Genomic DNA, 25,929 nt, shown 5'->3' with positions numbered 1-25,929 from the left:
GCCTCACGCCTCCCCGATCCTGACGCCATTCCGATCAAAGACATGCAGCTTTTCCTGCGGGAAATCGACCCGCAGGGACTTGCCTGGCTGCAACAATGCCCGGTCTGAAGAAAACAGCTTGAACGGCAATCCATGCACGGTGAGGTGCAGGATAACGCCGAGGCCGGTCGGCTCGACCAGATCAACCGTCGCTTCCACACCGCCTTCAGCCGGCGCGACGATCACATGTTCCGGGCGGATGCCGAGCGTGACCGGCTCACCATCGGCGAGGTCCACTTCCCGGCCAAGCGCAAGGCGCGTGCCGTCACCCAGCACGACGAAACTGCCGCCGTTCTCCTGCCCGAGCCGCCCTTCGAGAAAATTCATTCCGGGGGAGCCGATAAAGCCGGCAACGAAGAGATTGGCGGGGCGATCATAGAGATCGAGCGGTGCGCCGATCTGCTGCACATGGCCGGCATTCATGGCGACGATACGGGATGCAAGCGTCATCGCCTCGATCTGGTCATGGGTGACGTAAACCGAGGTTGCGCCAAGATCGGCATGCATGCGTTTGATCTCGGCGCGCATCTGCTCGCGCAGCCGGGCATCGAGGTTGGATAGCGGCTCATCGAACAGGAAGGCCTTTGGCTGGCGCACGATGGCGCGGCCCATGGCGACGCGCTGGCGCTGGCCACCGGAGAGCGCCTTCGGGCGGCGGGCGAGATAGGGATCGAGGCCGAGTTTTGTCGAAGCACCGGCGACCGCCGCCGCGATGCTTTCCTTCGGGCTGCGGCGCAGGCGCAGGCTATAGCTCATATTGTCGGCAACGCTCATATGCGGATAGAGCGCATAGGACTGGAAGACCATGGCAATATCCCGATCCTTAGGCCGGCGATCATTGACACGTTCACCGTCGATGGACAGGTCGCCGGACGTTATCTCTTCAAGGCCGGCGATCATGCGCAGCAGCGTCGATTTTCCGCAGCCGGAGGGACCGACGAGCACGATGAACTCGCCATCCCTGATATCAAGATCGACGCCATGCAGCACGGCGAGGTCGCCATAGGTCTTGCCGACATTCTTCAACTCGATGGAAGCCATGGGATTATCCTTTCACCGCGCCGGCCGTGAGGCCCTGCACGAGATAACGTTGAATGAGCAGGAAGAAGAGGCAGGCCGGAATGAGCGCCAGAACGCCCGCCGCCATCATCTGCCCGAAATCGACGGAGAATTTCGAAACGAAGGTCAGAAGGCCAACCGGGAAAGTGGCGCTCTGGTTGCCGGAAATCAGCATCAGCGCAAACAGAAGCTCGCTCCACGCGGCGGTGAAGACGAAACCGAGCGTCGCGGCAATGCCCGGAAGCGTCAGCGGCAGGATGATCTGGCGGAAGGCCGTAAACCGGCTTGCCCCGTCGATCATCGCCGCCTCTTCCAGGTCCTTCGGAATGCCATCGAAGAACGACTGCATCAGGAAGGTGGCGAAGGGCACGTTGAAGGCTGTATAGACGATGACGAGGCCCGTCAGGCTGTTGGTGAGGCCGAGGGGCGACAGCATCTTGAAGATCGGCGCGACCAGCATGACCAGCGGAAACATCTGGGTGATCAGCATGAGCGCCACGATCCAGTATTTGCCCTTGAAACGGAAGCGTGACAGCGCGTAACCCGACAGCGAGGAGAGTATCGTTACGGCAATTGCCGTGGAGCCCGCGACGATGACGCTGTTCTTAAAAAACGTCGGGAAGGCACTGTTTTCTATAACGAAACGATAATGATCCCAGGTCGCCCGCGATGGCCACATCCTGACACCTTCGCTATAGAGCAGGTCATTCGGCGTCACGGACACCTTGAGCAGCCAGAAGAGTGGGAACAGCGCAAAGGCGATATAGGCAAGGATCGCCAGACGATGGGCAAGGGTGAGAAATATCCTTGATGTCATCGGTCAGTCCTTCTCGATCAGGCGCTGGCGCAGCAGCACGATCAGCATGGAATAGGCAAGCAGCAGCACCAGCAGCACCAGCGCGATGGCCGAGGCATAACCGAAATCCAGCCGCCTGAAGGCCTGGGTGAAGATGTAGCTGGCGACGATCTGCGTGCGGTCGGCCGGCCCGCCATTGGTCATGACGATGATGAGATCGGCGAAATTGGCGATCCAGACGGTGCGCAACAGGATGGTGATGGCGATGGTGGGCGCCAGAAACGGCAGGGTTATGGAGGTGAAGCGCTGCAGCGGGTTTGCCCCGTCAATTTCCGCCGCCTCATAAAGATCGCGCGGGATGGCCTGAAGTGCCGCAAGCAAAGTGATGGCGAAGAAGGGAATGCCCCACCAGACATTGGCGATGATCGGCCCCCACATGGCAAGCTGCGGATCGGCGAGGATATTGTTGGGTGCGGATAACAGCCCGACCGAGACCATCCAGTGCGGCAGCGGCCCGATGACCGGATTGAACAGCCACGCCCAGTTGAGACCGGCAAGGAAAGTCGGCACGGCCCATGGCAGGAATACCAGCGCCTGCGCCAGCCCCCTGCCCGCAAAGGGTTTATCGAGCAGCAGCGCCAGAATGAGGCCGAAGAAGAATTGCAGGAACACGGAAGCGCCGGTCCACCACAACGTATTTTTCAGCGCCCGGTAAAAGGCCGCATCCTGCGAGAGCGTCTCCAGATGTTTGAGGCCAACGAAACCGCCGGAAAACGGATTGAGCAGCTGCACATCGCGAAATGCATAGGAGAGGCCAAGCACCAGCGGCACCAGCATGACGGCGACAATGAGCACCAGCACGGGCGCGCTGTAAAGCCACGGTTCGGCCCAATCGGCAAACCGCCGCATCGCGGGCTTGCCAGCCGGTTTGCGCGCAGCCACCGGCCCGGCGCCATGGGCATAGGACATTGTATCGCTCCCTGATCGGACGACGGAACGGACGGGTTTTCCAGCCTCTCGGCTTACCGATCCAAAAAATTTCTATGAAAAGGCCTGTCGCAGCGAAGGCCGGCAAGACCGCCGCACGGGCATGTGCGCCCGCACGGCCGGTCAATGTCGTTACTTCGAGGCCAGGAACTTCTGCTGCGCCTTGGTCATGTAATCAGCCCATTGCTTGGCAAGGTCTTCCGGCGTGATATCGCCGAGAAGCGCTTCCTGCGACGTCTTGATCACAAGCGAATCCTTGAAGAAAGCGAATTCCTCAAGATAGGTCGGCATTTTCGTCGGCACGGCGTTCTTGTCCGCCAGTTCGTCAAACCAGCCCTTGAACTGCTCGCTGGCATAGAAAGGGTCCTTCTCCGCCGACTTGTGCACCGGCAGCGCGCCGGTCTTCTTGTTCCACTCGATATTGCCTTCCGGCCCTTCGAGCGTCTCGATCAGCTTCCAGGAAAGGTCCTTGTTTTCAGACTTCGCCATCATCGACCAGCCAGCAAAACCAATCGTCGGGAAGGTCTTGCCGTCAGGTCCCTTCGGCATGGTCATGACGCCGAAATCTTCCGGCTTCATGCGCTGGGCAATGGCGATCAGCGCATCCGGGTCCTGATCGAGGAAAGCGCAGGTGCCGGAGTAAAAGCCGGCAACGATCTCGTTGAAGCCCCAGTTGACGCTGTCCTTCGGCGCGTAACCGCTCTTGTAGAGATCGATCACATAGGTCAGGCCCTTCACCCAGCCGGGGCTGTCGAAGGTGGAGGTGCCGTCCTTGGTGAAGAACTCGTTCGAACCGGCCATGGAGGCGCCGAACATCACCCAGCCATTCAGCCCGCCGGGGCCGCCGCGCAGGCAATAGCCATATTTGCCGGGAAGGGCCGCGACCTTCTTCGAGGCATCGGCGAATTCGTCGAGCGTCTTCGGCGGCTCCTTCACGCCTGCCTGTTCCAGCAGCTTCTTGTTGTAGAACATGGCGCGCAGGTAGAAACCATAGGGCAGCATATAGGCCGTGTCCTTGACATCGCGGCCGAGTTCGAGCGTGCGCTCGCTCAGGCCCGCGGTGTGCTCCCATTTGGCAAGATAGGGCTCAAGGCTCTCGAGCATACCGTTATTGGCATAAAGCGACAGCCATGTGTCGGGCATTTCCATCACGTCAGGCACATCGCCGGCCGAGACCATGGTGGCGAATTTTTGGAAGGCTTCGCTCCACGGCAGGGAGATGATTTCCACCTTGGTGCCGGGATTGGCGGCCTCGAATTTCGAGACGATGCCTTTCAGCGTTTCCGTCCGCTCGGGACTTGTGATGACCTCGACCAGTTTCAAGGTCGTGTCCGCCAGCGCCGTTCCGGTCATCAGGGCGGTGAAGATTGCTGCTGTTACCAGTTTTTTCATGTCGTTCTCCCCTTTTTTGTCGTCAGTTTAAAAACACGTCAGGCGGCGGTGGCCGCCTTGATCGCGGGTTCGAGATCGTTCCAGAGGGCTTCCGTGCCCTCCAGCCCGACATGCAGGCGCACCGAACGCGCGCTGATGCCGAAGGTGTGGGCGGAGTTTGGCTGCGCCTTCTGTTCAAGCACCACTTCGCCGGGGACGATCAGGCTTTCGTGCCCGCCCCAGGAAACACCCAGTTTGAAAAGCTTCAGCCGGTCGGCAAAAGCGCGCACATCCACGCCTTCCTTGAAGATGAAGGAAAACAGGCCCGACGTGCCGTTGAGACCCGGCGGCAGGCGGTTCGCCAGCCCGGGATGGCAGACGGTTTCCACGACATCGAGCGCGTGAAGACGCGTTGCGATATCCAAAGCCGAGGCCTGATGCGCCTTCATGCGCAGTGGCAGGGTGCGTAAGCCACGGATGAGCAGCCAGGCATCGAAAGGCGACATCTTACCGCCGAGATAGGGATAGGTTTCCGCACGGATGCGGTCGATCATCGCCTTCGAACCGGCAACCACGCCGGAAACCACGTCGCTGTGGCCGCCGAGATATTTCGATGCCGAATGCACGACGAGATCGACGCCCAGCGAAATCGGCTGCTGGAAGACCGGGCTTGCCCAGGAATTGTCGATGACGGTGACGGCGCCATGCCGCTTGCCGATGGCGGCGAGCGCGCCGACATCATGCGCCTCCATCACCCAGCTCGTCGGGCTTTCCATGTAGAACAGCTTTGCGCCCGGCATCGCCTTTTCAACCGCCGCCTCATCGCGGCCGTCAACATAGGTCACCTCGATATTCATGCGCTGCATGAAGGTGCCGAACAGGCGGAACGCATCGGGATAGACATGGCGCACGGCGACGATCCGGTCGCCCGGCGAAACGAAGGAGAGCACGGTGGAGGAAATGGCCGACATGCCGCTGGCAAAACCGAGCGCATCTTCCGCCCCTTCCAGCTTCGCCAGCATCTCTTCGAACAGCCGCACCGTGGGGTTCAGCCCCCGCGTATAGACCGGCCGCACCTTCTCACCGCGATAGGTGGAGACCATCTCGTCATAGCTGGAAAAGGTGAAAAGCGAGGTCTGCACGATGGGCGGCACCACGGCTTCGAAGGCGTGGGCCTCGTCATGCGCAACGATAAATGAGGCGGGATCGAAGAGATCGTTGCCATGGTTCATTTCGACATGTCCTTGATATCTTCCTCGACGACAGCGAGGATTTTCAATGTTTCTTCCCGCGCCGTTTCCGCATCCCCGGCGGCGATCGCGTTGAACAGCGTGCGGTGAAAGGGAAAGGAGCGGCTGGCGAAATCCGGCCGATCAAAGGGCTTCGACCAGAAGCGTTCAAAACCCTCGCGCATCTGTTCCAATAGCTGCTTGAAGAGCGAATTATGCGTGGCGTCATAGATAGAGAGGTGAAAGGCGAGGTCCGCCTTGCCAGAGGTTCCCTCGGCCAGATGCACCCGCTCCATCTCATCGAGCCGCGCTTCCATGGTGGCGATATCCTCGGGCGTGCGACGGCGCGCGGCGGCCATGGAGGCTTCCACCTCGATGCCGCGCCGTACTTCCAGCGTCATCAGCAGCGCATCGCGCAGGCTTTCGGCATCGATGGAAATCGGCATATGCACGGTGGCAGCGGAAATCGGCTTCAAGAGGTAATTGCCGCTGCCCTTGCGGCTGTCGATAACGCCGAGCGCCTGAAACTTGCGGATGACTTCGCGGATGGTGGACCGCCCCACACCCAGCGCCGCCATCAGCTCCCGCTCCGCCGGCAGACGGTCTCCCGCCTTCAGCCCCGCCCGCTCCACATAGTCGGAAAGCGCAGCCTCCACCTGGCGCACGCGGTCGCTCGGCGGAATCGGCTGCATGAGTTCCCGGCTGGACCTGTCCAAGACGCACCCTCTAAATTGGTCTGACATCTTACCATTTCAAACGGGATGTCGATTGTCAACCGGCAAGCGGCCGTGCGTGCACACCATGCGGTTGGAGTCGCGAAAGAGTACCGTCGCAAGCTCGATACGGGAAAAGGTCAAGACGGGATGGCTGAAGTGAAGAGGTTAAAGCGCCGAATCACGACGACTGATGGCTGCCGGCTAAATCGCCGTCGCGCGGGCCACTCCCCGCGCCAAAGCATCGGCATGCTCGTTGCCGACAGTGCCGGAATGCCCTTTGCACCATTCTACAACCACATGGGGATGCCGCTCCAGCAGGCTGTCGAGCTGCTGCCAGATGTCCCTGTCGGGGATCGGTCTTCGGCGGGTGCGCTGGTTGGGCGTGATCCGCTTCCAGCCGTTGTTGCGCCAGATTGCCCTATATCGGCGGCAGCCTTCGATGACATGAACGGCATCCGTCCAGAGCGTGACAGCCCGTGTTGGCGCCTCGGCGGCAATCCAGGATAGTGCGTTGAGAACGGCGAGGACCTCGAAAGTATTGTTCGATGTGCCGACAGTCCTGCCTGAAGCGGAATGAACTTGGCGGCCCGCTTCATGAACCACGAACGCCCATCCTCCGGAGCTGGAAGCATCGTCGAAGGAACCGTCGGTGAAGATGTGAAGCGCATCGGACATGAGGAGGCTTTTTAGCACCGATATGGAAATCGCTAAAGGAAGAGTTCCAGGGCCATGGCATAAACACAAAAGCAGAGAGGGCGGCACAGGCCACCCTCCCCGAACTTACAGCGAGATGGTCGAACTTACTGGCCGAGCACAGCCGCCGTGATCGTCTCGATATTGTGGTTGATCATGTCGATATAGGTTGCAGCCGGGCCGTCGGCAGTCGAAAGCGCGTCGGAATAGAGCGTGCCGCCAACCTTCAGGCCGGTTTCGCTGGCGATCTGGTCGATCAACCGCTTATCGGTGATGTTTTCGACGAAGATCGCCGAGGCCTTGTCGTGCTTCACCTGATCCACCAGCTTGGCGACATCGGCGGCTGAGGCTTCGGATTCCGTCGATACGCCTTCAGGTGCGAGGAAATTCAGGCCATAGGCATGCTCGAAATAACCGAAGGCGTCATGCGAGGTGATGATGACGCGCTTTTCCGGCGGGATGGCGGCGATCTCGGTCTTCACCTTTTCGTTCAGAGCAGCAAGCTTGGCGATATAGGCGTCCGAATTGGCGGTGTAGGTGGCGCAACCGGCCTTGTCGACCTCGCAAAAGGCGCCGGCAATGTTCTTTACGTAAATTTCGGCGTTCTTGATCGACTGCCAGGCATGCGGGTCGAACTCGCCGTGATGGTGATGTCCCTCATGGCCGTGGTCGTGATCATGGGCCTCGGCGGTCTCATGGCTGTGGCCAGCTTCCTCTGCCTTGTGGTCGTGACCTTCCTCTTCCTCGGCCTCCGGATGGGCGTGACCGGCCGGCTCTTCGGAAAGCTTGAGTGGCTCCACACCCTTGGTCAGCTCCACCACCGGCGCCTTGGTGCCGCTGGTGTCGATCAGCCGTTTCAGGAAGCCTTCGAATTCCAGACCGTTGACCAGCACCACATCCGCCTTGCTGACGGCGACGGCATCGGCCGGGCGGGGTTCATAGACATGGGCGTCGCCATCCGGCCCGACGAGCGTGGTGATTTCGACGCGGTCGCCGCCGACGTTCTTCGCAAAATCGGCGATGATCGAGAAACTGGCAACGACCTTGAGTTCGGCGGCGGAAGCCTGCGCCATCAGAACCGGGGAGAGGGAAAGAAGGCTGGCGCAGGTGGCCAGACGGAGGCTTTTGAACATGAAGGTTCTCCTTTTTCGAACGCTGTTTTCAGGCCGTCCTGTGACGGCCGGAACCGAGAAGATCGCTGAGCACGCCGCGCGTGCCGATGAGGATGGAGAGCGCATAGATGACGCCCGCGGAAAGGATGATCGCCGGGCCGGATGGCAGCGACGCGTGATAGGACAAAAGCAGACCGGCAAAGCAGGACACCATGCCGATGCCGATGGAAATGAAGCACATGGGTGCGACACGGTTGGACCAGAAACGGCTGGCGGCTGCGGGCAGCATCATCAGCCCGACGGAAAGCAGCGTTCCCAGCGCCTGAAAGCCGCCGACCAGATTGAGCACGACGATGGCAAGGAAGAGGAAATGCACCGGGCTGCCCCAGTTGCTGACCGAACGCAGGAACAGGGGATCGAGGCATTCCGCCAGCAGCGCCCGCCAGAAATTGATCATCACCACCAACGTTACGATGCAGATGCCGCCGATCAGGCCGAGCGCCTCATTATTCAGCGCCAGCACGGTGCCAAACAGCACATGCATGAGATCGACGCTGGAACCGCGCCATGAGACGAGCAGCACGCCAAGCGCCAGCGAGATGAGATAAAAGGCCGCAAGCGACGCATCTTCCTTCTGGATCGTGAAGCGTGACACAGCACCGGCACCCAGCGCGACTAGGAGGCCGACGGCCAGCCCGCCGATGGTCATGGGCAGGATTTCCAGCCCATAGAACAGAAACCCGACCGCCGCTCCCGGCAGGATGGCGTGGGACATGGCGTCGCCCGTCAGGCTCATGCGGCGCAGCATCAGAAACACACCGACCGGGCCACAACTGATGGCAAGGATCAGCGCACCGGCAAGCGCGCGCTGCATGAAGACATATTGGACGAAGGGTTGGATGAAGATATCAGCCATGGACATTCGAATTCGCGTGGGAGTGGGCATGGGAATGGGCGGATGCCGCCTGCGGACTTGCCCCGACGATCTGCGGCGAAGGCGCCTCGGCCGGCTCGCACCAGGGCGCATTTTCCTCCCACGCCTCGTGGAAATGCCGCGCCTGCCGGATGTTTTCCGCCTGCAGGACCTCGGCCGTCGGACCCAGCCCGACAAGCTTTCGGGCAAGGAACAGGGTCTCCGGAAAATGCTGCCGCACGAGCTGGAAATCATGAAGGACGGCCAGAACCGTGCGCCCCTCCGCCACCCATGATTTGATGAGGACCATAAGGTCGGAAACGGTGCGCTCGTCGACGGCGTTGAAGGGTTCGTCGAGCAGGATCAGCTGCGCATCCTGCAACATGGCGCGGGCAAACAGGGCGCGCTGCATCTGGCCGCCGGACAGCGAATCTATATTGCGCTTTTCAAAACCGGAAAGCCCGACCGCCTCCATCACGCAGCCCATCGCCGCCCGGTCCTCGGGACGGTGGCGGCCAAGCAGGCCGCGTTTCGGCCAGAGACCAAGCGCCACCAGATCCCGCACCTGCGCCGGGAAAGAGCGGTCGAGTTCCGATTGCTGCGGCAGATAAGCGACGGACATATCTGGGCTTACCCGGCATTCGCCGCCGAGCGGCTTCAAAATGCCGGCAATGCCTTTCATCAGCGTCGATTTTCCCGAGCCATTGGCGCCGACCACCGCAGTGAGCGAGCCTTTGGCGATATCGCCATTCAGATGATGCACGGCCGCGCGGCCGGCATATCCAAGCGTCAGGTTTTTGAAGGCGAGGCACGGATCGCTCATCGATCCCTCCGGGGCAGGATGTCATTCGATGGCCCTTGATATGTAATGTTATTACATTCGTCAAACGAATATGTAATGAAATAACATTAACTATCGGAAAGATACGTTGCTCTTCGCGTAAGCCACAGCCCCCACATTGCGGAACGCTTTTTTTCTGTCGCCCGTTGACAGACGGCCAATATGCAATGTTATTACGTTACAAAACTAAGACGGGGCAGCATCGAACCCGTCATTTCCAGATCGTGTCCGTGGCCGCCATGAGGTCGACGCGAGCGTTGCCAAAGAACGAGGTCCATATGTCGCAAAAACTTCCCGTCACCGTACTTTCCGGCTTTCTCGGCGCCGGCAAGACGACGCTTCTCAACCATATTCTCGCCAATCGCGATGGTCTGCGCGTGGCGTTGATCGTCAATGACATGAGCGAGATCAATATTGACGCCGCACTGGTGCGCGATGGCGGCGCCAACCTCTCCCGCACGGAGGAGCAATTGGTGGAAATGACCAATGGCTGCATCTGTTGCACGCTGCGCGACGACCTCCTGACGGAGGTGCGGGCGCTGGCCGAACAGGGCCGTTTCGATTACCTTCTGATCGAATCCACCGGCATCGCCGAGCCGCTTCCGGTCGCGGCGACCTTCGATTTTCGCGATGAAAACGGCCGCAGCCTTTCCGATGTTGCGCGTCTCGACACCATGGTGACGGTGGTGGATGCCGCCAATCTTCTCAACGATTACGGCTCGTCCGATTTTCTCGCCGACCGGGGCGAAACGGCGGGCGATGGCGACAACCGCACCATCGTCGACCTTCTGGTGGAGCAGATCGAATTCGCCGATGTCGTCGTCCTCAACAAGATCGGCACCGCGACGCCGGAGGAGCGGGACGCCGCCCGCAAGATCATCGTCGGGCTGAACCCGGATGCGAAGCTCATCGAGGCCGATTTCGGCAAGGTGGCGCTGAAGGAGGTTCTCGGCACCGGCCGTTTCGATTTCGCCAGGGCCGAAGAACACACCCTGTGGTTCAAGGAATTGCACGGCTTCAAGGACCACATTCCCGAAACCGAGGAATATGGCATCCGCTCCTTCGTTTACCGCGCCCAGAAACCCTTCGACCCCGTGCTGTTCCAGCGTTTCATCGACCGCGCCTGGCCCGGCGTGGTGCGCGCCAAGGGCTTCTTCTGGCTGGCGACGCGTCCGCGTTATGTCGGCGAGATCAGCCAGGCCGGCGCGTTGGTGCGCACCGGCAAGATGGGCCTGTGGTGGTCCGCCGTGCCGAAGGAGCAATGGCCGCGCGAAAAGCAGTTCCTCGATATGATGAAGCCCTATCTCGATCCGGTCTTCGGCGACCGCCGACAGGAAATCGTCTTCATCGGCTCCGACCCGATGAACGAGGCGCGCATCCGCGCGCAGCTCGACGCCTGCCTGATCGATACCGAGGCATTCACACCGGATGCATGGCGGCACCTACCAGATCCTTTCGCAAGCTGGGACAGGCAGGCGGCTTGATCGATAGCTACCGATGCGAAGCATCTGTAAGCCGTCACCCCGGACTAGGTCCGGGGTCCAGCGCGATCAAGTACCTGATCGCGAGAGACTCTTTTCACGGCGCAGACGCGCCGTGGCTGGATGCCGGATCCAGTCCGGCATGACGGAGGAGAGGCTTTATAGAAAATTCAGCGTCACCAGCGCCAGAACGAGATAACGCCCGACCTTGGCGATGGTGACCAGCAGCAGGAAGACCGGCAGCGGTTCCTTCATGATGCCGGCGGCGACCGTCAGCGGATCGCCGATCAGCGGCGCCCAGCTGATGAGCAGGGACCATTTGCCGTAACGACGATACCAGTTCTGGGCGCGCTCCAGCGCCGCCTCCCCGACCGGAAACCAGCGTTCATGCCGAAAACGCTCGATACCGCGGCCAAGCAGCCAGTTCGCAAAGGAACCGGCGACATTGCCGGCGCTGGCCACGGCGACCAGCAGCCAGACGGGCTGTGATTTCAGAACAATGAGGCCGGCTAGTGCGGCCTCCGACTGCATGGGCAGAATGGTCGCCGCGATAAACGCCGTCAGGAACAAACCCGCATATACCGCCAGATCGGCCATCGCCCGCCCTTCATCATCCGTGAATCCTGTCGCTGCCCCTGAAGTGGCGGATGAGGGCGTCAGCGGTCAAGCGCATCTTGAGCCTGAAAACGGGTTCTCAAGCCGAATTCGCAGCGATGGCGTGCACGATATCGTCATGATCCACCGCGAGAAGCGGCTTGTGGATGGATAGTTGCCGGCTTGTACCGGAAGCCGCCAGGATGACGATCACCGTTTCGCGCGGCGGGCAATCCGGCAGGGCGCAGGAAAGCTCACTGACGGTGATAATGTCTTCGGGGCGGAGATGCAGCAGATCGCGGGACCATTGCTTCAGAAGTCGGGCCCGCGAGACGATTGCCGAGCCGCTGCGCGCAAGCGGATTGTTCATGCCCTGCCCTTTCGCCCCGCCTGCGAGGCCAATGTCTCGAAGAGAGCGCGGATCGGCTGCTGCGGCATGTCCATGCCGATCAGCACGATGCGCGTGGAACGATTGCCATCCGGCCAGCGCTCCAGGCGGGTCAATGGATAAAGCCGGTGCTGCACCGCATGGGCGACAACCGGCCGCTCCGGATCATCCGTCGCGCCGAAAATTCCCTTGAGCCGCAGCAGGCCGGAATGCACATTGCTGGTGACGAGTTCCAGAAACGTGACGATCGCCTGCGGATCGAAAGCGCCTTCAAAGGTCAGATCGAAAGCCTCGATCCCGACACCATGGCGGTTGATATCGTGCTGGTGGGCGGCATGAAGGCTCAGCCTGTCGGCCGCAAGCCACCCCGGCGCATCCTCCGGCTTGCCACTAAGCGAATAATCCGAGGCTGCAAACAATGACATCAGATCGAAATCGACGGCATTACGGTCATGAAACGAGGCCGCAGGATTGAGATCGGCGAGGCTATCCCGGTCCACGGCAGCGGCATCGGCAAGATCGGTTTTCGTCAGAACGATATGGTCGGCAAAGGCAAGCTGTTTCCAGCCTTCGATAAAGCTGTCGAGCATCGCCGGGCCGGCGACAACGTCGAAAGCCGTGACCACGCCTGAAAGGTGGAAATGCCGGGCCACGATGTGATCGCGCAGGCCAAGCGCCGGCGTGCCGCCGGCGATCAGGCTGTTGATGATCGGCGCGGGATCGGCAAGGCCGGTGGTTTCGATGACGACCCGCGATACTTGCGGCATCATCCCCTCCAGAAAGGCCTGATGCAGCTCGTAAAGCGAGGTGCGGATATCGCTGGTGGCCGTACAGCAGATGCAGCCCGTCGTCGTTCTGAAATATCGTTCAGAACCCGTTCGCACCAGACCGTGATCAATGGGCACCGAGCCGAATTCGTTGACGATGACCGCGGCATCGCGCATGGCCGGCTCAGTCAGAAGCGCGTTCAGCAACGTCGTCTTGCCCGCGCCCAGAAAACCGGTCAGCAGGGTAACCGGCACCGTGCGGACAGGTGGCGCGACGGCCGAATCGTCCCTGGAATCGACCGCTTTCTTCCGCTTCATTCCGAACACATCCGCACCTTCGACATTCATAAATTCGCCGAACCATAATACGTAATGTAATAACATATCAATGGCGATTATTGGATTTCCGGCGGGAGCTGATCCTGCGCCTGTATGCCCCTGAGGGGCGGGCGCATGAAAAAACCATGGAACGAAGGAAATGGAATAATAAATCCGTTTCCTTCACTTTCGTTTTAATCGTTCCACGTTCTCTTGCATTTTCGTTAGAGTTCGCTTTTAATCAGTAATGCTAATACAGAGAAGATCGCCCGCAGCCGGATCGAGGAGGAACCACTGCAATAAGGGGCTGTATCTTTTACTGTTTTCATAATGGGAGGAATGACCTTGAAAAAACTCAGCTACCGCCTCGCCGCGGCATCCGCGCTTTCGTTTTTTGTCACATCGAATGCATATGCAGTAACGGACATTCAATGGTGGCACGCCATGACCGGCGCCAATAACGAGGTCGTGGATACGCTTGCCAAAGAATTCAACGATAGCCAGAAAGAATACAAGATCACGCCCGTCTTCAAGGGCACCTATCCGGAAACGCTGAATGCCGGTATCGCGGCGTTCCGCGCCAAGCAGCCGCCGGCGATCATTCAGGTCTTCGACGCCGGTTCGGGCGTGATGATGGGTGCTGCCGGCGCCATCAAGCCAGTGGCCGACGTGCTGAAGGAAGGCGGCTACACCTTCAACAAGGCCGATTATCTGGCCGGCATCGTGGCCTATTATTCCAAGCCGGACGGCACCATGCTGTCCTTCCCTTACAATTCATCCTCGCCGATCCTCTATTACAACAAGGATGTCTTCCAGAAGGCCGGCCTCGACGCCGCCAACCCGCCGAAGACCTGGCCGGAAGTTTTCGAAGCTGCCAAGAAGATCAAGACCAGCGGTGCCGCGCAGTGCGGTTTCACCTCCACCTGGCTCACCTGGATTCAGACCGAAAACTTCGCCGCCTGGAACAACGTCTCCTATGGCAGCAATGAAAACGGCCTTGGCGGCACAGATGTGAAACTTGCGGTCAATGCGCCGCTCTTCGTCGAGCATTTCCAGGCGATTGCCGATCTCGCCAAGGACGGCACCTTCCGTTATGGCGGCCGCACCTCCGAAGCTAAGCAGCTGTTCATGTCCGGCGAATGCGGCATCCTGACCGAATCCTCTGGCGGCCTTGGCGATATCGTCAAGACGGGCATGAATTACGGCATCGGTCAGCTTCCCTATTATGAGGGCCATGGTCCGCAGAACACCATTCCCGGCGGCGCCAGCCTCTGGGTTTTCGGCGGCAAGAGCGATGCCGAATATAAGGGCGTGGCCGAGTTCTTCCACTTCCTCTCCCAGACCAAGATTCAGGCGCGCCTGCATCAGGTCTCCGGCTATATGCCCGTGACCATCGCGGCCTATGAGGAAACCAAGAAATCCGGTTTCTATGACAAGAACCCCGCCCGTGAAACGCCGCTGCTGCAGATGATGGGCAAGCCGCCGACAGAAAACTCCAAGGGCGTGCGTCTCGTGAACCTGCCGCAGGTGCGCGACATCATGAATGAGGAATTCGAGGCGATGCTGGCCGGCAAGCAGGACGCGAAAGCCGCCCTCGACAAGATCGTAGAGCGCGGCGATGCGGCCATCAAACAGGCTGCCGGCAACTAAACGATCCCCTGCCCCGCCCGCATCCTCAACAGGATGCGGGCGGCATTCCCATCTCATCAGGAGATCGCCGTGCAAAGCGTCGTATTCCCCAACAAGATCCTGCCCTATCTGCTGGTCGCGCCGCAGATCATCCTCACGGTGATCTTTTTCTTCTGGCCGGCAAGCCAGGCGCTCTACCAGTCGACCATGCGCGAGGACGCCTTCGGGCTGAGCAGCAATTTCGTCGGGCTGGCCAATTTTTCCGCCGTGCTCTCGGATGAAAGCTATCTGAACTCGCTGCAGGTCACGGTCATTTTCAGCATCCTGACCGCGCTCGTCTCCATGGGACTGGCGCTGCTTCTGGCGACGGCGGCGGACCGCGTGGTGCGCGGCAAGGGCTTTTACCGCACCATGATGATCATGCCCTATGCCGTCGCCCCTGCGGTAGCCGGCATGTTGTGGCTCTTCATGTTCAACCCTGCCATGGGCACGTTCTCCTACATTCTGCGCCGCAACGGCATCATGTGGGACCCGCTGCTCAACGGCGATCAGGCCATGCTGCTCGTCGTCGCGGCTGCTGCGTGGAAGCAGATAAGTTATAATTTCCTGTTTTTTGTCGCAGGCTTGCAGGCAATTCCTAAATCATTGCTGGAGGCGGCCTCCATTGATGGCGCGCGCGGTTCGCGGCGCTTCTGGACCATCGTTTTCCCACTGCTCGCGCCGACCACCTTCTTCCTTCTGGTCGTCAACACGGTTTACGCCTTCTTCGATACCTTCGGCATCATCCATGCTGTCACCGGCGGCGGCCCGGCCAAGGCGACGGAAACGCTGGTCTACAAGGTCTATAATGATGGTTTCGTGAACCTCAATCTCGGCTCTTCCGCCGCGCAATCCGTGATCCTGATGGTGATCGTCATCGCGCTCACCGCCTTCCAGTTCCGCTTCGTCGAGAAGCGCGTGCATTACGGCTGAGGATTTCACAATGATTGAAAATCGCCCGGTCGCCCGCGTGATCGCCCATCTGATGCTGGTACTCGGCATCATCATCGTGGCCTTCCCGATCTATTACACCTTCGTCGCCTCCTCCATGACGTCGACGGATATCATCCGCCCGCCCATGTCGCTTTTGCCCGGCGACCATCTTGGCGCCAATTACACCGAGGCCATGGTCGGCGGTGTCGAAAGAGTGGTCGGCGTCAGCCTCGAACGGCTGCTGTTCAACAGCTTCGTCGTGGCGCTCGCCATCGCCATCGGCAAGATCGTCATTTCGTTCCTGTCGGCCTTCGCCATCGTCTTCTTCCGCTTTCCCTTCCGCATGGGCTTCTTCTGGATGATCTTCATCACGCTCATGCTGCCGGTGGAAGTGCGCATCCTGCCCACTTACAAGGTCATCGTCGATCTTGGGCTGATCGACACCTATGCGGGACTGACGCTGCCGCTGATGGCATCTGCGACGGCAACCTTCCTGTTCCGGCAGTTCTTCCTGACTATTCCCGGTGAACTGGTCGAGGCGGCGCGCATCGACAACGCAGGGCCGTTCCGTTTCATGCGGGATATTCTGTTGCCGCTGTCGAGAACCAATATCGCCGCCCTTTTCGTGATCCTGTTCATCTATGGCTGGACCCAGTATCTCTGGCCGCTGCTCGTGACCAACGACGCCAAGATGAACACGATCATCATCGGCTTGAAGCGCATGGTGGATTTCACCGACGCCTCGACGCCCTGGAATTATGTGATGGTGACGGCGATCCTCGCCATCATCCCCCCGATTATCGTTGTGGTGCTGATGCAGCGCTGGTTCGTCAAAGGTTTGGTGGAGACCGAAAAGTAATGGCAAAAATTGCGCTGAAAGACGTCCGCAAGGTTTATGGCGGCAATGTCGAGGCCATCAAGGGCGTATCGATGGATATCGCCGACGGCGAAATGATCGTGCTGGTCGGCCCCTCCGGCTGCGGAAAATCCACCCTGCTGCGCATGATCGCCGGGCTGGAAGGCATTTCCGGCGGCCAGATCGTCATCGGCGACCGTGTCGTCAACGATCTGGAACCCTCCGACCGCGATATCGCCATGGTGTTCCAGAACTATGCGCTTTATCCGCATATGACGGTTCGCCAGAACCTTGCCTATGGCCTGAAGAACCGCAACACGCCGAAGGAAGAAATCGAGCGGCGCATCACCGAGGCGGCAAAGGCGCTGGAGATCGAACAGTTCCTGGAGCGCAAGCCGCGCCAGCTTTCCGGCGGCCAGCGCCAGCGTGTGGCCATGGGCCGCGCCATCGTGCGCAAACCGGCAGCCTTCCTGTTCGACGAGCCGCTCTCCAATCTCGATGCCAAGCTGCGCGTGCAGATGCGTGTCGAAATCCGCCGCCTGCAGCGCTCACTCGCCACGACCAGCGTTTATGTCACCCATGACCAGATGGAGGCCATGACGCTGGCAGACCGGCTGGTGGTGCTGAATGCCGGCCGCATCGAGCAAATGGGCACGCCGATCGAGCTTTACGAAAAGCCGGCAACCACCTTCGTCGCCACCTTCATCGGCTCGCCTTCCATGAACCTGCTGAGCCATGGTGCGACATCGGCAAACGGCTCTTCCGGCTGGTCGGTGCAGGGAACCGCGGCACTGCCGCAGGGCGTCGCCACGCTCGGCATCCGCCCCGAAGACATCACCCTTGCCGATGAAGCCCCCGCAGACGCCGCCTTCACCGGCACCGTGCAGGTAGACGCCGTGGAACTGGTGGGTGCGGAAAGCTATGTGCATGGCTCCTTCGCCGACGGCACCACAATCGTCTTCCGCGTACACGGCCGCTCGCAGCTGCGCATCGGCGAAACACTGAAGATCGCCGCCCAGGCGAAGGATTTTCACCTGTTCGATTCTGCGGGGACGCGCATTTAAGCCACTGCGGGATGCCATTACTGCGACGTCCAGCATCTAAGTAATGGCGTCCCGTGGTGTTAGCCGCCCTTTCTCGCTGTAAAATGAAAGGTAAGGACATCACCTTGATAATGCTCGGAAAGCAAAACGTCCTTCATTCCGTTCCGACTGAACGCGGCGAGGATGGCGATAGGATCATATTCCGACATTCGCATTGAAAGTGTATTCCAGCCTTTTCCACGCAGGAATCTATATGTTGCCGCCAGCACTGGCACATTGTGGCGCAGGTGATAGCGTAGGCGGTCTGACAAGCGGCGTTGAGGCCTTTTGACGCTCGTTTGGAGAATGGCAACACCGCTGGGGCCGACCTTTGACAGCAACTTGTCGATCAGCATGACTCCCCTCTTGGCATCTACGTGCTGGAGAACGATATAGCTGAGGACGAGATCATATTCGCCCGAAGCGTGACTTAAATCGTCGTCTGAAGGGACCATTTCGACATTTTTGACATTGTATAACTGGCAATTCTTAGCGGCTTCGGCACGCATGTCTGGAGATAGTTCAACGCCGATTACGGTTTCAAAACGAGACGCAAGCGGTATGCTCATTCGAGCCACCCCGGCACCGAACTCAAGAACACGCCCTTTACCCAACGGCCCGAAATACTGTTCCGCACGACCCAGCATCCAAGAGACATTGGCTTCCCCTGTAGCGAAGAATTCGCCCTTCGTTGCCTCGATATTTGAAGTGTGAAATCGGTCTTCGGAATACACGCCGTAATATGGGTTTTTCCTGCCCCATTCCAGCCACTGCGTATCGCTCATAAAATCCCTCAAATATAAGCAGAAAATAATATTTATATACCAACTATTATATACAAGAACAGATATCACTTTGCAAAACAAATATGCAATAAATACTATTAATAAGACACAAGCGCGACCAAAAAATCTATCATATATACTCGGACGAGCACTGACGTGTATTAAGGGGGCGATGCGGAGAAATGCGGTGAACATCGCAAATTTCGACTGAACCCCCATTCAGTTTTCAAATGAAAAGGGGTTCAAAAGCCTGAAATCCCGTGCGTCGCCTCCCCGAAGAACGACCAATCAAAGGGTGCGCCAACCTACCACACCAGTTCCACCTGCGGCCGGCCATTAGAGGTTTTCTCCACCGTACGGCCGGATGTGTCGACATTGCAGTGGACGCGCTGGCGAAAGGCGGAAAAGCTTTCGAAAGTCACCACATCCACCGGATCGTCGAGATGCAGGGTCAGCCGGTAGCGTTCGGGATCGCCGCCGAGCGCCTGCACGCCCAGCACCGAAGCCACGAAGGGTTGGCCGAGGTAAAAACCTTCCACCCTTGAGCCCAGAAGATAGGGGTTGAAGGCGGGGCGGTTGCCGGCCGATGCGTGGAGGGTGTTCCAGTCGCGGAAGCCATATTGCGCGGCGATGAGTTCCAGCGCCTTCGAATGGGTGATTGCCTGCCCCTCACCTTCAAGGGCGGCGCGCAGGCGTTTTGCCTGTTCTTTCAGCCCCTCAAGTGCGGGAAACGGTTTGGACACGTTCATAACGGTTCTCCAACATGCGCATGCCGACTATTCCGAAGGGGGTCCGCGTTGCCATCGACGACATGCAAAACATGGGATGACCGTTGTTAAAGAAAGAGCTTCACCAGGGGCGCAAACGCCTGCGGACGGCCGGGGCTCTTTGCCCGTGGCCGTCCCTATAGCTTAGAAAGCGCCGCCCGTCAAAGGGAGCGCCCGGCACCCCCGCAATCAGAAGCGATAGGTGATACCCGCGCCGATCAGCCACGGATCGAGCTTCGCCTTGCCGCTGATCGGCGTGCCGCCGAGTTCCGCCGTCCAGTCGGTCTTGAGGAAGACCTTCTTCACGTCGAAGTTCACGCCCCAATGCTCGTCCAGCATATAGTCGAAACCGACCTGCACGGCTGCACCGACCTTGTTCTTGACATCGAGATTGCTGAAACCGGGCTTTTCCGTCTGGTTATAGAACAGCGAATAGTTCACGCCCGCGCCGACATAGGGCTTGAAAGCACCGAAATCGGTGAAGTGATATTGCAGCGTCAATGTCGGTGGCAGCAGCCACGTCTTGCCGACCGGCGTGCCGGCCAGCACGCCTTCGCCGTTGATCTTGGCATAGGTGGTGCCGAGGATAAGCTCTGCGGCAAAGTTTTCGGTGAAGAAATAGCTGATGTCGAGTTCCGGGATCACGGTGTCCGAATAAGACAGGCCCGCTCCCGGCACACCGTCGACGCTGCCGCTGTCATGGGTGATGACGCCGAGGCCGCGCACGCGCAGCATCCACGGGCTTGCCGCTGCAATCGCCTCTTCGGCGGTGGGGGCCGGCGCTGCCTGGGCCAGATCGGCAGCCATCGCATTGGCGGATACCAGCATGGCCGCGACACCGACTGCGACACTGGCAAGCAAGGCGGTTTTTTTGTTTCCGTTCGTCATTCCATCTCTCCTATAGCGCACCGCAGCCGGGCAAGTCCCCGGAACCGGCTGATGACGGCGGGCTTTCGCGAATCTTCGCCTGCCGCAACCGCTTGGGGCCACTATGACGAAGGGAGAGGCGGGCCGATTGAGATGGATCAAACCGGAACGCCGATCATGGATCGGAACGATTAACCGGCAAGGATTGTGACAATTACGCAACAAGTGCCGTCCGGCGATCGTGGAGCTCGTGCACAACGCGCCGGCAGATGCCGGAAAAATACGAAAAAGGCCTGCAAATGCAGGCCTCCTTCCAGTGTATCACGTCTATCACGCGGCCTGGGGCGTCAGGGTTGCGGAGCCCGGCTTGCGCAGAAGCAGAACCGAGACGGCGGCGATCATGCACATCAGACCGGCAATCTGCAGCGCGGGCATATAGGTATCGAAGTCGCTTTTGAAGAAACCGGCGCCAAAGGCGGCTGTGGCGGCTCCCAGCTGATGGCCGGCAAACACCCAGCCGAAAACGAGACCGGCCTTTTCGCGCCCGAAATTCTCGGCAGCGAGCTTCACCGTCGGCGGCACGGTCGCCACCCAGTCCAGACCGTAAAAGACGGCGAAGACCGATAGCTCCACGAAGCTGAACCCTGAGAATGAGAGATAAAGCAGGGACAGACCGCGCAGACCGTAAAACCAGAACAGCAGGAAGCGATTGTCGAACCGGTCGGAAAGCCAGCCGGCGAAAATCGTGCCGAAGAAATCGAAAATGCCGATCACCGCCAACGTGCCTGCCGCCGTCACCGCAGCCATGCCAAAATCGCCGCAGATCGAAATCCAGTGTGTCTGGATGAGACCATTGGTCGAAAGCCCGCAGACAAAGAAGGTGCCGAAAAGCACCCAGAACACCGGGTTGCCCGATACGCTCTTCAGGGTCACCAGCGGCGATACCAGTGTGGCGAGAAGATTGTGATCCTGCTTGACCGGCTTCGCCACCGCCGTCTCGCCATAGGCCGGCAGGCCGACATCGGCAGGATGGTCACGCATCAAAAGCAGGACGAGAACCATGGCGGTGGCGATTACCGCAACGGACAGGGTCAAGGCGGTTCGCCAGCCGTATGCTTCCGTCAGCGCCGCGAGCAGCGGCAGGAAAACCAGCTGGCCGGTGGCGTTGCTCGCCGTCATGAGGCCGATCACCAGTCCGCGACGCTTGGAAAACCAGCGTGTCGCCACGGTAGCGCCCAACACCAGCGCGGTCATGCCCGTGCCGACGCCGATCACCACGCCCCAGAGCAGCAGCAATTGCCACACCTCGGTCATGAAGAAGGAGGCGACAATGCCGCCCATGATCAGGGCAAGCGCGGTCGAAACCACCTGCCGGACGCCGAAATGATTCATGAAGGCGGCGGCAAAAGGTCCGAGCAGGCCAAAAAGCACCAGCCTGACGGCCATTGCGGAGGAAATATCGGCGATATCCCAGCCGAATTCCTGATGCAGCGGCTGGATCATCACCCCGGCGGATCCCATCGCACCGGCGGTGGCCAGCATGGTCAAAAAGGTGGTTGCAGCAACGAGCCAGCCATAATGCAGATTTCTGCCGGCCATCCAGCTGGCGAGGCGTGTGGAGAGCATGTTCAAATTCCCTTTCCAGCGGCCGCGGCCGATATTTTACGGGTATATACCCTATATTGCGGGTAGATACCCGCTTATGCCCCCAAAAGTCACAGGGCTGCGAGCAGTTCCTGCAATTGTGCTGTCTTCTCAGGCCCAAGCCGGGCCTCGATTTCATCCTGCACCCCATCCCAGAGCGGCGCGCCCGCTTTCAGGATCGCGTGGCCTTCCTTCGTCACCGTCAGCATCGCTTCCCGCTGATCCTCGCCGTGGCCGATGGCCACCAGACCCATGCGAGCCAGCACCTTGGCGTTGCGGCCGACGGTGGAACGATCCAGCTCCACCCGCGCGGCCAGATCGGTCAACGAAACCGGCGCCGTGCGATTGATGTTCCGCAACAGGCTGAACTGACCGATATTCACGCCGAGCGGCGCCAGGGCCTCGTCATAATAGGACGAAACCTTGCGGGATGCTTTGCGCAACAGGATGCAATGGCAACTATCGTTTGGCATTTGTCTCGGGTATATACCCGTAAATTTCTGTGCGCAAGAGGCGCTCCGAGAAATTATCGGCGGGCAACGGCCGACCCCAAAGCCATAGAGCAGAAACAATAAACCCCGGCTTTGGGCCGGGGTTTGATATCAGCAGCGAGGCCGGCCTCAGGCAGAGAGCCTGCGACCGCTTGCCACCAACAGGCCGGCAGCGCCTTCAAGCCAGCCGGCTTTCAGTTCCAGCGCCAGGAAACGGCTGCGCTCGAACGGGCCGGGCATGATGAGGTGCTGGGCCTTGTCGGCGAAAAAGCCGAAGCGCTCGTAATAGGGTGCATCGCCCACCAGAAGAACGGCGCCGTGGCCACGCTTGGTGGCTTCGGCAATGGCAGCGCGCATCAGCGCCGAGCCGATGCCCTTGCCTTCATGGGCGGCATCGACGGCCAGCGGGCCGAGCAGCAGGGCTTCGACGGCGCGGCCTTCGCGCGAGATGCCGGCCTCGACGTTCCACAAGCGCACCGTGCCGATGACATAGCCGTCCTCATCGCGGGCGACGAGCGCCAGGCCTTCGGCCGGAATGCGACCCGCGCGCAGCTTTTCTGAAGACTTGCGGCGGCGGCCGGCGCCCATGGCGCGGTCCAGCAGGTTCTCACGGGCGACGACATCGCCCGGATTTTCCTGATCGACATGAAATGTCTGCGGCGTGAAAAATGCCCGTACCGAATTCAAAAGAGCGGCCATCCTTGGCCTCCCGTCACACTACCGCCCACACGCGGCCCTTGATGAAAAATTGGTGGAGCCGTTCCGGCCCGCCGACACGCTTTCCTCGGCTGGAAGAGGTGCAGCAAGCAGGGATTTGCGCATCAGCACAATCGGCAAAGCCGGAACGGAAGCTTGGTCGAGACGCCGCCCTGCTCAGCGGACGGCGCTCGGATCAGATGACGTAGGCCTTCAGCGGCTCGAAACCGTTGAACGCGACCGCCGAGTAGGTCGTCGTGTAAGCGCCCGTGCCTTCGATCAGAACTTCGTCGCCGATGGTCAGCGAGACCGGCAGCGGATACATGTTCTTTTCATACAGCACATCGGCGCTGTCGCAGGTCGGGCCGGCCAGAACGCAGGGCTCCATCTCGTCCTGATCGCGCTCCGTGCGGATCGGGTAACGGATAGCCTCGTCCATCGTCTCGGCGAGACCGCCGAACTTGCCGATGTCGAGGAACACCCAGCGGTGGTTGTCATTGTCGGACTTGCGCGACACGAGAACGACTTCCGCCTTGATGACGCCGGCATTGCCGACCATGCCGCGGCCCGGCTCGATGATCGTCTTCGGGATCTGGTTGCCGAAGTGCTTGCGCAGCGCCGTGTCGATCGCCTGGCCGTATTCTTCGGCAGCCGGAACGTCGCGCAGGTACTTGGTCGGGAAACCACCGCCCATGTTGACCATCTGCAGGTGGATGCCCTGCTTGGCGAGCGAAGCGAAGACGCGCTTGGCATCGGCCAGCGCCGCATCCCATGCGTCGAGGTTCATCATCTGCGAACCGACATGGAAGGATACGCCATAGGACTCGAGACCGAGCTGGTGTGCGTAAACCAGAACGTCGACCGCCATCTGCGGCACGCAGCCGAACTTGCGCGACAGCGGCCATTCGGCGCCTTCGCCATCCGTCAGCACGCGGCAGAAGACGCGCGCGCCGGGAGCGGCACGGGCGACCTTCTCGACTTCCTCATGGCTGTCCACGGCGAAGAGATCGATGCCGAGCGCATGGGCGCGAGCAACATCGCGTTCCTTTTTGATGGTGTTGCCGAAGGAGATACGGTCAGCCGTCGCACCGGCATCGAGCGCCATCTGGATTTCAGCTACGGAGGCGCAATCGAAGTTGGAGCCGAGCGAAGCAAGCAGCTTCAGGATTTCGGGAGCCGGGTTTGCCTTGACGGCGTAATAGATGGCGCTGTTCGGCAGGGAATGCCGGAAAGCGTTGAAATTGTCGCGCACGACGTCGAGATCAACCACGAGGCAAGGGCCTTCGGGACGTCGGGTCTTGATGAAGTCGAGAATGCGTGCAGTCGTCATCGATGTATTCCCTGTCAAACCGGCTCCGGAAAAATCCGGAGGACAAAGGACGCTCGAGATATGCATTCGAATCAGCCGGTGGAGGCGCAGAATCGATAGCATACGCTCAAGGCGCGAATGTGAACGATGCCCTGCCAGAGCATCATTCGGCTTTGTCTGCCATGGATTGGAGGGAATGACCCGACCGCACTTCAGGCAATGATGGTGTGCCTCTTTAGTACCCCGGCTGATGGAAAGCCGGCAGAGAACCAGAAAGGCCCGCACCGTCGTTGCTTCGTATGTCCTCGCATTTTCCGGTTGGCCGGAATAGCGACTGGAGGGGTTAGTTCCAGGTACCTTACCTAAATCCTCACCACATCGAGGAATCGGCGGACACACATGGGCACGTGCGACTTTGGGCAGCACGGGAGATAAGAATATTCGCAGTCATAATCAAGAGGATTTTTTCACCAAAGAGCGGATTTTTTCGGCAATGAATTAAGGGTTGAACAGTCCACCCTCGCCGTTCAATTATATGGAACGAACAGGAGGATTTTCATGGACACGCTCACCCGCATCCGCGCCTTTATCGATGTCGTCGAAGCGGAGGGTTTTTCCGCCGCGGCGCGCAAGACGGGGCGTTCCAAGGCGCTTCTGTCCAAATATGTGCGGGAACTGGAGGACGATCTCGGCGCGCTGCTCCTCAACCGCACCACCCGGCAGTTCTCTCTGACGGAAGCCGGGCACACCTATTACCGCACCGCTTCCGACATTTTGAAGGAGATCGATAACCTTGCCGATCTGGTGCGCGAAAAGAATGCCGATCTGAAGGGCAAGCTGAGGATTTCCGTTCCCCGCACCTTCATCGATGCCGATGTCGGCCAGAGCCTGATCGATTTCGCCAAGGAAAATCCGGAACTATCGCTGGAAATCGTCGCGGAAGACCGATTCGTCGACCTGATCGAGGAGGGTTTCGATCTTGCGGTTCGCATAACCCGGCTGGAGGATTCCGGTCTCATCGCCCGCAAGCTTTCCGATTTCCGGGTGTATGCGGTGGCGACGGCGGATTTCGTGGCGAAACACGGGCCGCTCGACGGGCCGCAGGATTTCTCCCGCGTTCCCTTCATCATCGACACCAATACGCGGTTTCACAATACGGTACGGTACCTGGAGCCGGATGGCGGTTCGAACTCCGTCACCATCAGCGGACCGATCGAGGTCAACAGCCCGCAGGCCACGCTGCGCGCCGCCCGCGCCGGGCTCGGCATTGCGCTCGTGCCCGATTTCATCGCCAGACCCTATATCCAGTCCGGCGAGTTGGTGACGCTGTTCGACGATTATATTTCCAAGGACAGGGGTATCTATGCGGTCTATCCGCATCGCCGCTACCTGCCGGCCAAGGTGCGCAGCTTCGTGGATTATCTCTCGGCCTGGTTCAGGAAGAACGGGTGAAGGGCCCGGGCGGCATTCGCCGAGCGTCCCTCCGTCATGCCGGACTTGATCCGGCATCCAGCAACGGCGCGTCTG

General features: G+C 59.9%; 26 protein-coding genes. 6 read left to right on the top strand and 20 right to left on the bottom strand.

Going from position 1 to position 25,929, the window contains the following annotated elements; translation table 11 throughout:
* Positions 1 to 3 precede the first annotated feature (3 nt).
* The 10 genes from PH605_RS07725 to aztA all read right to left on the bottom strand — a co-directional run bounded on the left by PH605_RS07725 (position 4) and on the right by aztA (position 9,738).
* Positions 4 to 1,080, bottom strand: coding sequence for an ABC transporter ATP-binding protein (locus tag PH605_RS07725; protein WP_142844556.1), 1,077 nt, complete (start codon positions 1,078 to 1,080; stop codon positions 4 to 6).
* A 4-nt stretch (positions 1,081 to 1,084) separates the two neighbouring features.
* The gene (locus PH605_RS07720; protein ID WP_035228147.1) at positions 1,085 to 1,915 is read right to left on the bottom strand and encodes a carbohydrate ABC transporter permease; all 831 of its coding nucleotides are present in this window, start codon (positions 1,913 to 1,915) and stop codon (positions 1,085 to 1,087) included.
* A gap of 3 nt (positions 1,916 to 1,918) precedes the next feature.
* Entirely contained in the window at positions 1,919 to 2,863 is a 945-nt protein-coding gene (locus tag PH605_RS07715; protein ID WP_121490427.1) for a carbohydrate ABC transporter permease, read from the bottom strand.
* A 150-nt stretch (positions 2,864 to 3,013) separates the two neighbouring features.
* Positions 3,014 to 4,273, bottom strand: coding sequence for an ABC transporter substrate-binding protein (locus PH605_RS07710; protein ID WP_142844557.1), 1,260 nt, complete (start codon positions 4,271 to 4,273; stop codon positions 3,014 to 3,016).
* Between the two features lie 38 nt (positions 4,274 to 4,311).
* Positions 4,312 to 5,484 carry a PLP-dependent transferase gene (locus PH605_RS07705; RefSeq protein WP_065655466.1) on the bottom strand — a complete coding sequence of 391 codons (1,173 nt, stop codon included), beginning with the start codon at positions 5,482 to 5,484 and terminating at the stop codon, positions 4,312 to 4,314.
* Positions 5,481 to 6,173 carry a FadR/GntR family transcriptional regulator gene (locus tag PH605_RS07700; RefSeq protein ID WP_003525094.1) on the bottom strand — a complete coding sequence of 231 codons (693 nt, stop codon included), beginning with the start codon at positions 6,171 to 6,173 and terminating at the stop codon, positions 5,481 to 5,483. The genes PH605_RS07705 and PH605_RS07700 overlap by 4 nt, the downstream gene beginning before the upstream one ends.
* Positions 6,174 to 6,398: 225 nt before the next feature.
* On the bottom strand, positions 6,399 to 6,872 hold the full coding sequence (locus tag PH605_RS07695) for a ribonuclease H family protein (RefSeq protein WP_142844558.1): 474 nt from the start codon (positions 6,870 to 6,872) through the stop codon (positions 6,399 to 6,401).
* 125 nt (positions 6,873 to 6,997) lie between these two features.
* Complete coding sequence (gene aztC, locus PH605_RS07690) at positions 6,998 to 8,023, bottom strand: zinc ABC transporter substrate-binding protein AztC (protein ID WP_003525096.1); 1,026 nt, start codon at positions 8,021 to 8,023, stop codon at positions 6,998 to 7,000.
* A gap of 28 nt (positions 8,024 to 8,051) precedes the next feature.
* The gene (gene aztB / locus PH605_RS07685; RefSeq protein ID WP_142844559.1) at positions 8,052 to 8,918 is read right to left on the bottom strand and encodes a zinc ABC transporter permease AztB; all 867 of its coding nucleotides are present in this window, start codon (positions 8,916 to 8,918) and stop codon (positions 8,052 to 8,054) included.
* Positions 8,911 to 9,738 (bottom strand): zinc ABC transporter ATP-binding protein AztA, encoded by an 828-nt coding sequence (gene aztA, locus PH605_RS07680; protein WP_142844560.1) that lies wholly within the window; start codon positions 9,736 to 9,738, stop codon positions 8,911 to 8,913. Before aztA ends, aztB begins: the two co-directional genes overlap by 8 nt.
* 296 nt (positions 9,739 to 10,034) lie before the next feature.
* Here aztA and zigA point away from each other — a divergent pair, with 296 nt between their 5' ends.
* Complete coding sequence (gene zigA, locus PH605_RS07675) at positions 10,035 to 11,240, top strand: zinc metallochaperone GTPase ZigA (protein WP_080857203.1); 1,206 nt, start codon at positions 10,035 to 10,037, stop codon at positions 11,238 to 11,240.
* Between the two features lie 156 nt (positions 11,241 to 11,396).
* On the opposite strand, the gene PH605_RS07670 is transcribed toward zigA, so the two are convergent.
* From PH605_RS07670 to PH605_RS07660, 3 genes are all read right to left on the bottom strand, one after another.
* Positions 11,397 to 11,834: a YqaA family protein gene (locus PH605_RS07670; protein ID WP_003523340.1), complete on the bottom strand. Its 438-nt coding sequence runs from the start codon at positions 11,832 to 11,834 to the stop codon at positions 11,397 to 11,399.
* Positions 11,835 to 11,931: 97 nt separating this feature from the next.
* Positions 11,932 to 12,201, bottom strand: a complete 270-nt coding sequence (locus tag PH605_RS07665) for a hypothetical protein (RefSeq protein ID WP_080857204.1) — start codon at positions 12,199 to 12,201, stop codon at positions 11,932 to 11,934.
* Positions 12,198 to 13,304 (bottom strand): CobW family GTP-binding protein, encoded by a 1,107-nt coding sequence (locus PH605_RS07660; RefSeq protein WP_236780914.1) that lies wholly within the window; start codon positions 13,302 to 13,304, stop codon positions 12,198 to 12,200. The genes PH605_RS07665 and PH605_RS07660 overlap by 4 nt, the downstream gene beginning before the upstream one ends.
* Positions 13,305 to 13,643: 339 nt before the next feature.
* Here PH605_RS07660 and ugpB point away from each other — a divergent pair, with 339 nt between their 5' ends.
* From ugpB to PH605_RS07640, 4 genes are all read left to right on the top strand, one after another.
* Positions 13,644 to 14,954 carry a sn-glycerol-3-phosphate ABC transporter substrate-binding protein UgpB gene (ugpB, locus tag PH605_RS07655; protein WP_003523344.1) on the top strand — a complete coding sequence of 437 codons (1,311 nt, stop codon included), beginning with the start codon at positions 13,644 to 13,646 and terminating at the stop codon, positions 14,952 to 14,954.
* A 69-nt stretch (positions 14,955 to 15,023) separates the two neighbouring features.
* Positions 15,024 to 15,905: a sn-glycerol-3-phosphate ABC transporter permease UgpA gene (ugpA, locus tag PH605_RS07650; protein WP_078052474.1), complete on the top strand. Its 882-nt coding sequence runs from the start codon at positions 15,024 to 15,026 to the stop codon at positions 15,903 to 15,905.
* A 10-nt stretch (positions 15,906 to 15,915) separates the two neighbouring features.
* The gene (gene ugpE, locus PH605_RS07645; protein ID WP_080854682.1) at positions 15,916 to 16,764 is read left to right on the top strand and encodes a sn-glycerol-3-phosphate ABC transporter permease UgpE; all 849 of its coding nucleotides are present in this window, start codon (positions 15,916 to 15,918) and stop codon (positions 16,762 to 16,764) included.
* Entirely contained in the window at positions 16,764 to 17,825 is a 1,062-nt protein-coding gene (locus PH605_RS07640) for a sn-glycerol-3-phosphate import ATP-binding protein UgpC (protein WP_142844562.1), read from the top strand. The genes ugpE and PH605_RS07640 overlap by 1 nt, the downstream gene beginning before the upstream one ends.
* A 59-nt stretch (positions 17,826 to 17,884) precedes the next feature.
* Here the strand turns inward: PH605_RS07640 and PH605_RS07635 are convergent, their stop codons facing one another.
* The 7 genes from PH605_RS07635 to odc2 all read right to left on the bottom strand — a co-directional run bounded on the left by PH605_RS07635 (position 17,885) and on the right by odc2 (position 24,423).
* A complete protein-coding gene (locus PH605_RS07635) occupies positions 17,885 to 18,628 on the bottom strand; it encodes a class I SAM-dependent methyltransferase (RefSeq protein WP_142844563.1) in 744 nt (247 codons plus the stop codon).
* A gap of 305 nt (positions 18,629 to 18,933) precedes the next feature.
* Complete coding sequence (locus PH605_RS07630; RefSeq protein ID WP_142844564.1) at positions 18,934 to 19,377, bottom strand: glyoxalase superfamily protein; 444 nt, start codon at positions 19,375 to 19,377, stop codon at positions 18,934 to 18,936.
* A 207-nt stretch (positions 19,378 to 19,584) separates the two neighbouring features.
* Positions 19,585 to 20,283 carry an OmpW/AlkL family protein gene (locus PH605_RS07625; RefSeq protein ID WP_142844565.1) on the bottom strand — a complete coding sequence of 233 codons (699 nt, stop codon included), beginning with the start codon at positions 20,281 to 20,283 and terminating at the stop codon, positions 19,585 to 19,587.
* Between the two features lie 309 nt (positions 20,284 to 20,592).
* Positions 20,593 to 21,888, bottom strand: a complete 1,296-nt coding sequence (locus PH605_RS07620) for an MFS transporter (protein WP_080820717.1) — start codon at positions 21,886 to 21,888, stop codon at positions 20,593 to 20,595.
* A gap of 89 nt (positions 21,889 to 21,977) precedes the next feature.
* Positions 21,978 to 22,379, bottom strand: a complete 402-nt coding sequence (locus tag PH605_RS07615; protein ID WP_020813347.1) for a MarR family winged helix-turn-helix transcriptional regulator — start codon at positions 22,377 to 22,379, stop codon at positions 21,978 to 21,980.
* Between the two features lie 147 nt (positions 22,380 to 22,526).
* Positions 22,527 to 23,096 (bottom strand): GNAT family N-acetyltransferase, encoded by a 570-nt coding sequence (locus PH605_RS07610; protein ID WP_142844566.1) that lies wholly within the window; start codon positions 23,094 to 23,096, stop codon positions 22,527 to 22,529.
* Between the two features lie 193 nt (positions 23,097 to 23,289).
* A complete protein-coding gene (gene odc2 / locus PH605_RS07605; protein WP_003523360.1) occupies positions 23,290 to 24,423 on the bottom strand; it encodes an ornithine/lysine decarboxylase in 1,134 nt (377 codons plus the stop codon).
* A gap of 537 nt (positions 24,424 to 24,960) precedes the next feature.
* Between odc2 and PH605_RS07600 the strand changes: the two genes are divergently transcribed.
* Positions 24,961 to 25,854 carry a LysR family transcriptional regulator gene (locus tag PH605_RS07600; protein ID WP_142844567.1) on the top strand — a complete coding sequence of 298 codons (894 nt, stop codon included), beginning with the start codon at positions 24,961 to 24,963 and terminating at the stop codon, positions 25,852 to 25,854.
* Positions 25,855 to 25,929: the final 75 nt, after the last annotated feature.

Source organism: Agrobacterium sp. CFBP 3001, assembly GCF_027871605.1.
In the GTDB taxonomy this organism is placed as follows: Bacteria; Pseudomonadota; Alphaproteobacteria; order Rhizobiales; family Rhizobiaceae; genus Agrobacterium; species Agrobacterium leguminum.
This window is presented reverse-complemented; position numbering and strand designations above follow the sequence as displayed.

Bases quoted from the DNA above. Each gene is read 5' to 3' on its own strand.
- PH605_RS07625 (WP_142844565.1), bottom strand. From the start codon at position 20,283: ATGACGAACGGAAACAAAAAAACCGCCTTGCTTGCCAGTGTCGCAGTC.
- PH605_RS07700 (WP_003525094.1), bottom strand. From the start codon at position 6,173: ATGCAGCCGATTCCGCCGAGCGACCGCGTGCGCCAGGTGGAGGCTGCG.
- odc2 (WP_003523360.1), bottom strand. From the start codon at position 24,423: ATGACGACTGCACGCATTCTCGACTTCATCAAGACCCGACGTCCCGAA.
- PH605_RS07720 (WP_035228147.1), bottom strand. From the start codon at position 1,915: ATGACATCAAGGATATTTCTCACCCTTGCCCATCGTCTGGCGATCCTT.
- PH605_RS07670 (WP_003523340.1), bottom strand. From the start codon at position 11,834: ATGGCCGATCTGGCGGTATATGCGGGTTTGTTCCTGACGGCGTTTATC.
- PH605_RS07660 (WP_236780914.1), bottom strand. From the start codon at position 13,304: ATGAAGCGGAAGAAAGCGGTCGATTCCAGGGACGATTCGGCCGTCGCG.
- PH605_RS07620 (WP_080820717.1), bottom strand. From the start codon at position 21,888: ATGCTCTCCACACGCCTCGCCAGCTGGATGGCCGGCAGAAATCTGCAT.
- PH605_RS07715 (WP_121490427.1), bottom strand. From the start codon at position 2,863: ATGTCCTATGCCCATGGCGCCGGGCCGGTGGCTGCGCGCAAACCGGCT.
- PH605_RS07610 (WP_142844566.1), bottom strand. From the start codon at position 23,096: ATGGCCGCTCTTTTGAATTCGGTACGGGCATTTTTCACGCCGCAGACA.
- PH605_RS07710 (WP_142844557.1), bottom strand. From the start codon at position 4,273: ATGAAAAAACTGGTAACAGCAGCAATCTTCACCGCCCTGATGACCGGA.
- aztA (WP_142844560.1), bottom strand. From the start codon at position 9,738: ATGAGCGATCCGTGCCTCGCCTTCAAAAACCTGACGCTTGGATATGCC.
- PH605_RS07640 (WP_142844562.1), top strand. From the start codon at position 16,764: ATGGCAAAAATTGCGCTGAAAGACGTCCGCAAGGTTTATGGCGGCAAT.
- PH605_RS07705 (WP_065655466.1), bottom strand. From the start codon at position 5,484: ATGAACCATGGCAACGATCTCTTCGATCCCGCCTCATTTATCGTTGCG.
- PH605_RS07600 (WP_142844567.1), top strand. From the start codon at position 24,961: ATGGACACGCTCACCCGCATCCGCGCCTTTATCGATGTCGTCGAAGCG.
- aztB (WP_142844559.1), bottom strand. From the start codon at position 8,918: ATGGCTGATATCTTCATCCAACCCTTCGTCCAATATGTCTTCATGCAG.
- PH605_RS07615 (WP_020813347.1), bottom strand. From the start codon at position 22,379: ATGCCAAACGATAGTTGCCATTGCATCCTGTTGCGCAAAGCATCCCGC.
- aztC (WP_003525096.1), bottom strand. From the start codon at position 8,023: ATGTTCAAAAGCCTCCGTCTGGCCACCTGCGCCAGCCTTCTTTCCCTC.
- PH605_RS07695 (WP_142844558.1), bottom strand. From the start codon at position 6,872: ATGTCCGATGCGCTTCACATCTTCACCGACGGTTCCTTCGACGATGCT.
- zigA (WP_080857203.1), top strand. From the start codon at position 10,035: ATGTCGCAAAAACTTCCCGTCACCGTACTTTCCGGCTTTCTCGGCGCC.
- PH605_RS07665 (WP_080857204.1), bottom strand. From the start codon at position 12,201: ATGAACAATCCGCTTGCGCGCAGCGGCTCGGCAATCGTCTCGCGGGCC.
- ugpB (WP_003523344.1), top strand. From the start codon at position 13,644: ATGACCTTGAAAAAACTCAGCTACCGCCTCGCCGCGGCATCCGCGCTT.
- PH605_RS07635 (WP_142844563.1), bottom strand. From the start codon at position 18,628: ATGAGCGATACGCAGTGGCTGGAATGGGGCAGGAAAAACCCATATTAC.
- ugpE (WP_080854682.1), top strand. From the start codon at position 15,916: ATGATTGAAAATCGCCCGGTCGCCCGCGTGATCGCCCATCTGATGCTG.
- PH605_RS07725 (WP_142844556.1), bottom strand. From the start codon at position 1,080: ATGGCTTCCATCGAGTTGAAGAATGTCGGCAAGACCTATGGCGACCTC.
- PH605_RS07630 (WP_142844564.1), bottom strand. From the start codon at position 19,377: ATGAACGTGTCCAAACCGTTTCCCGCACTTGAGGGGCTGAAAGAACAG.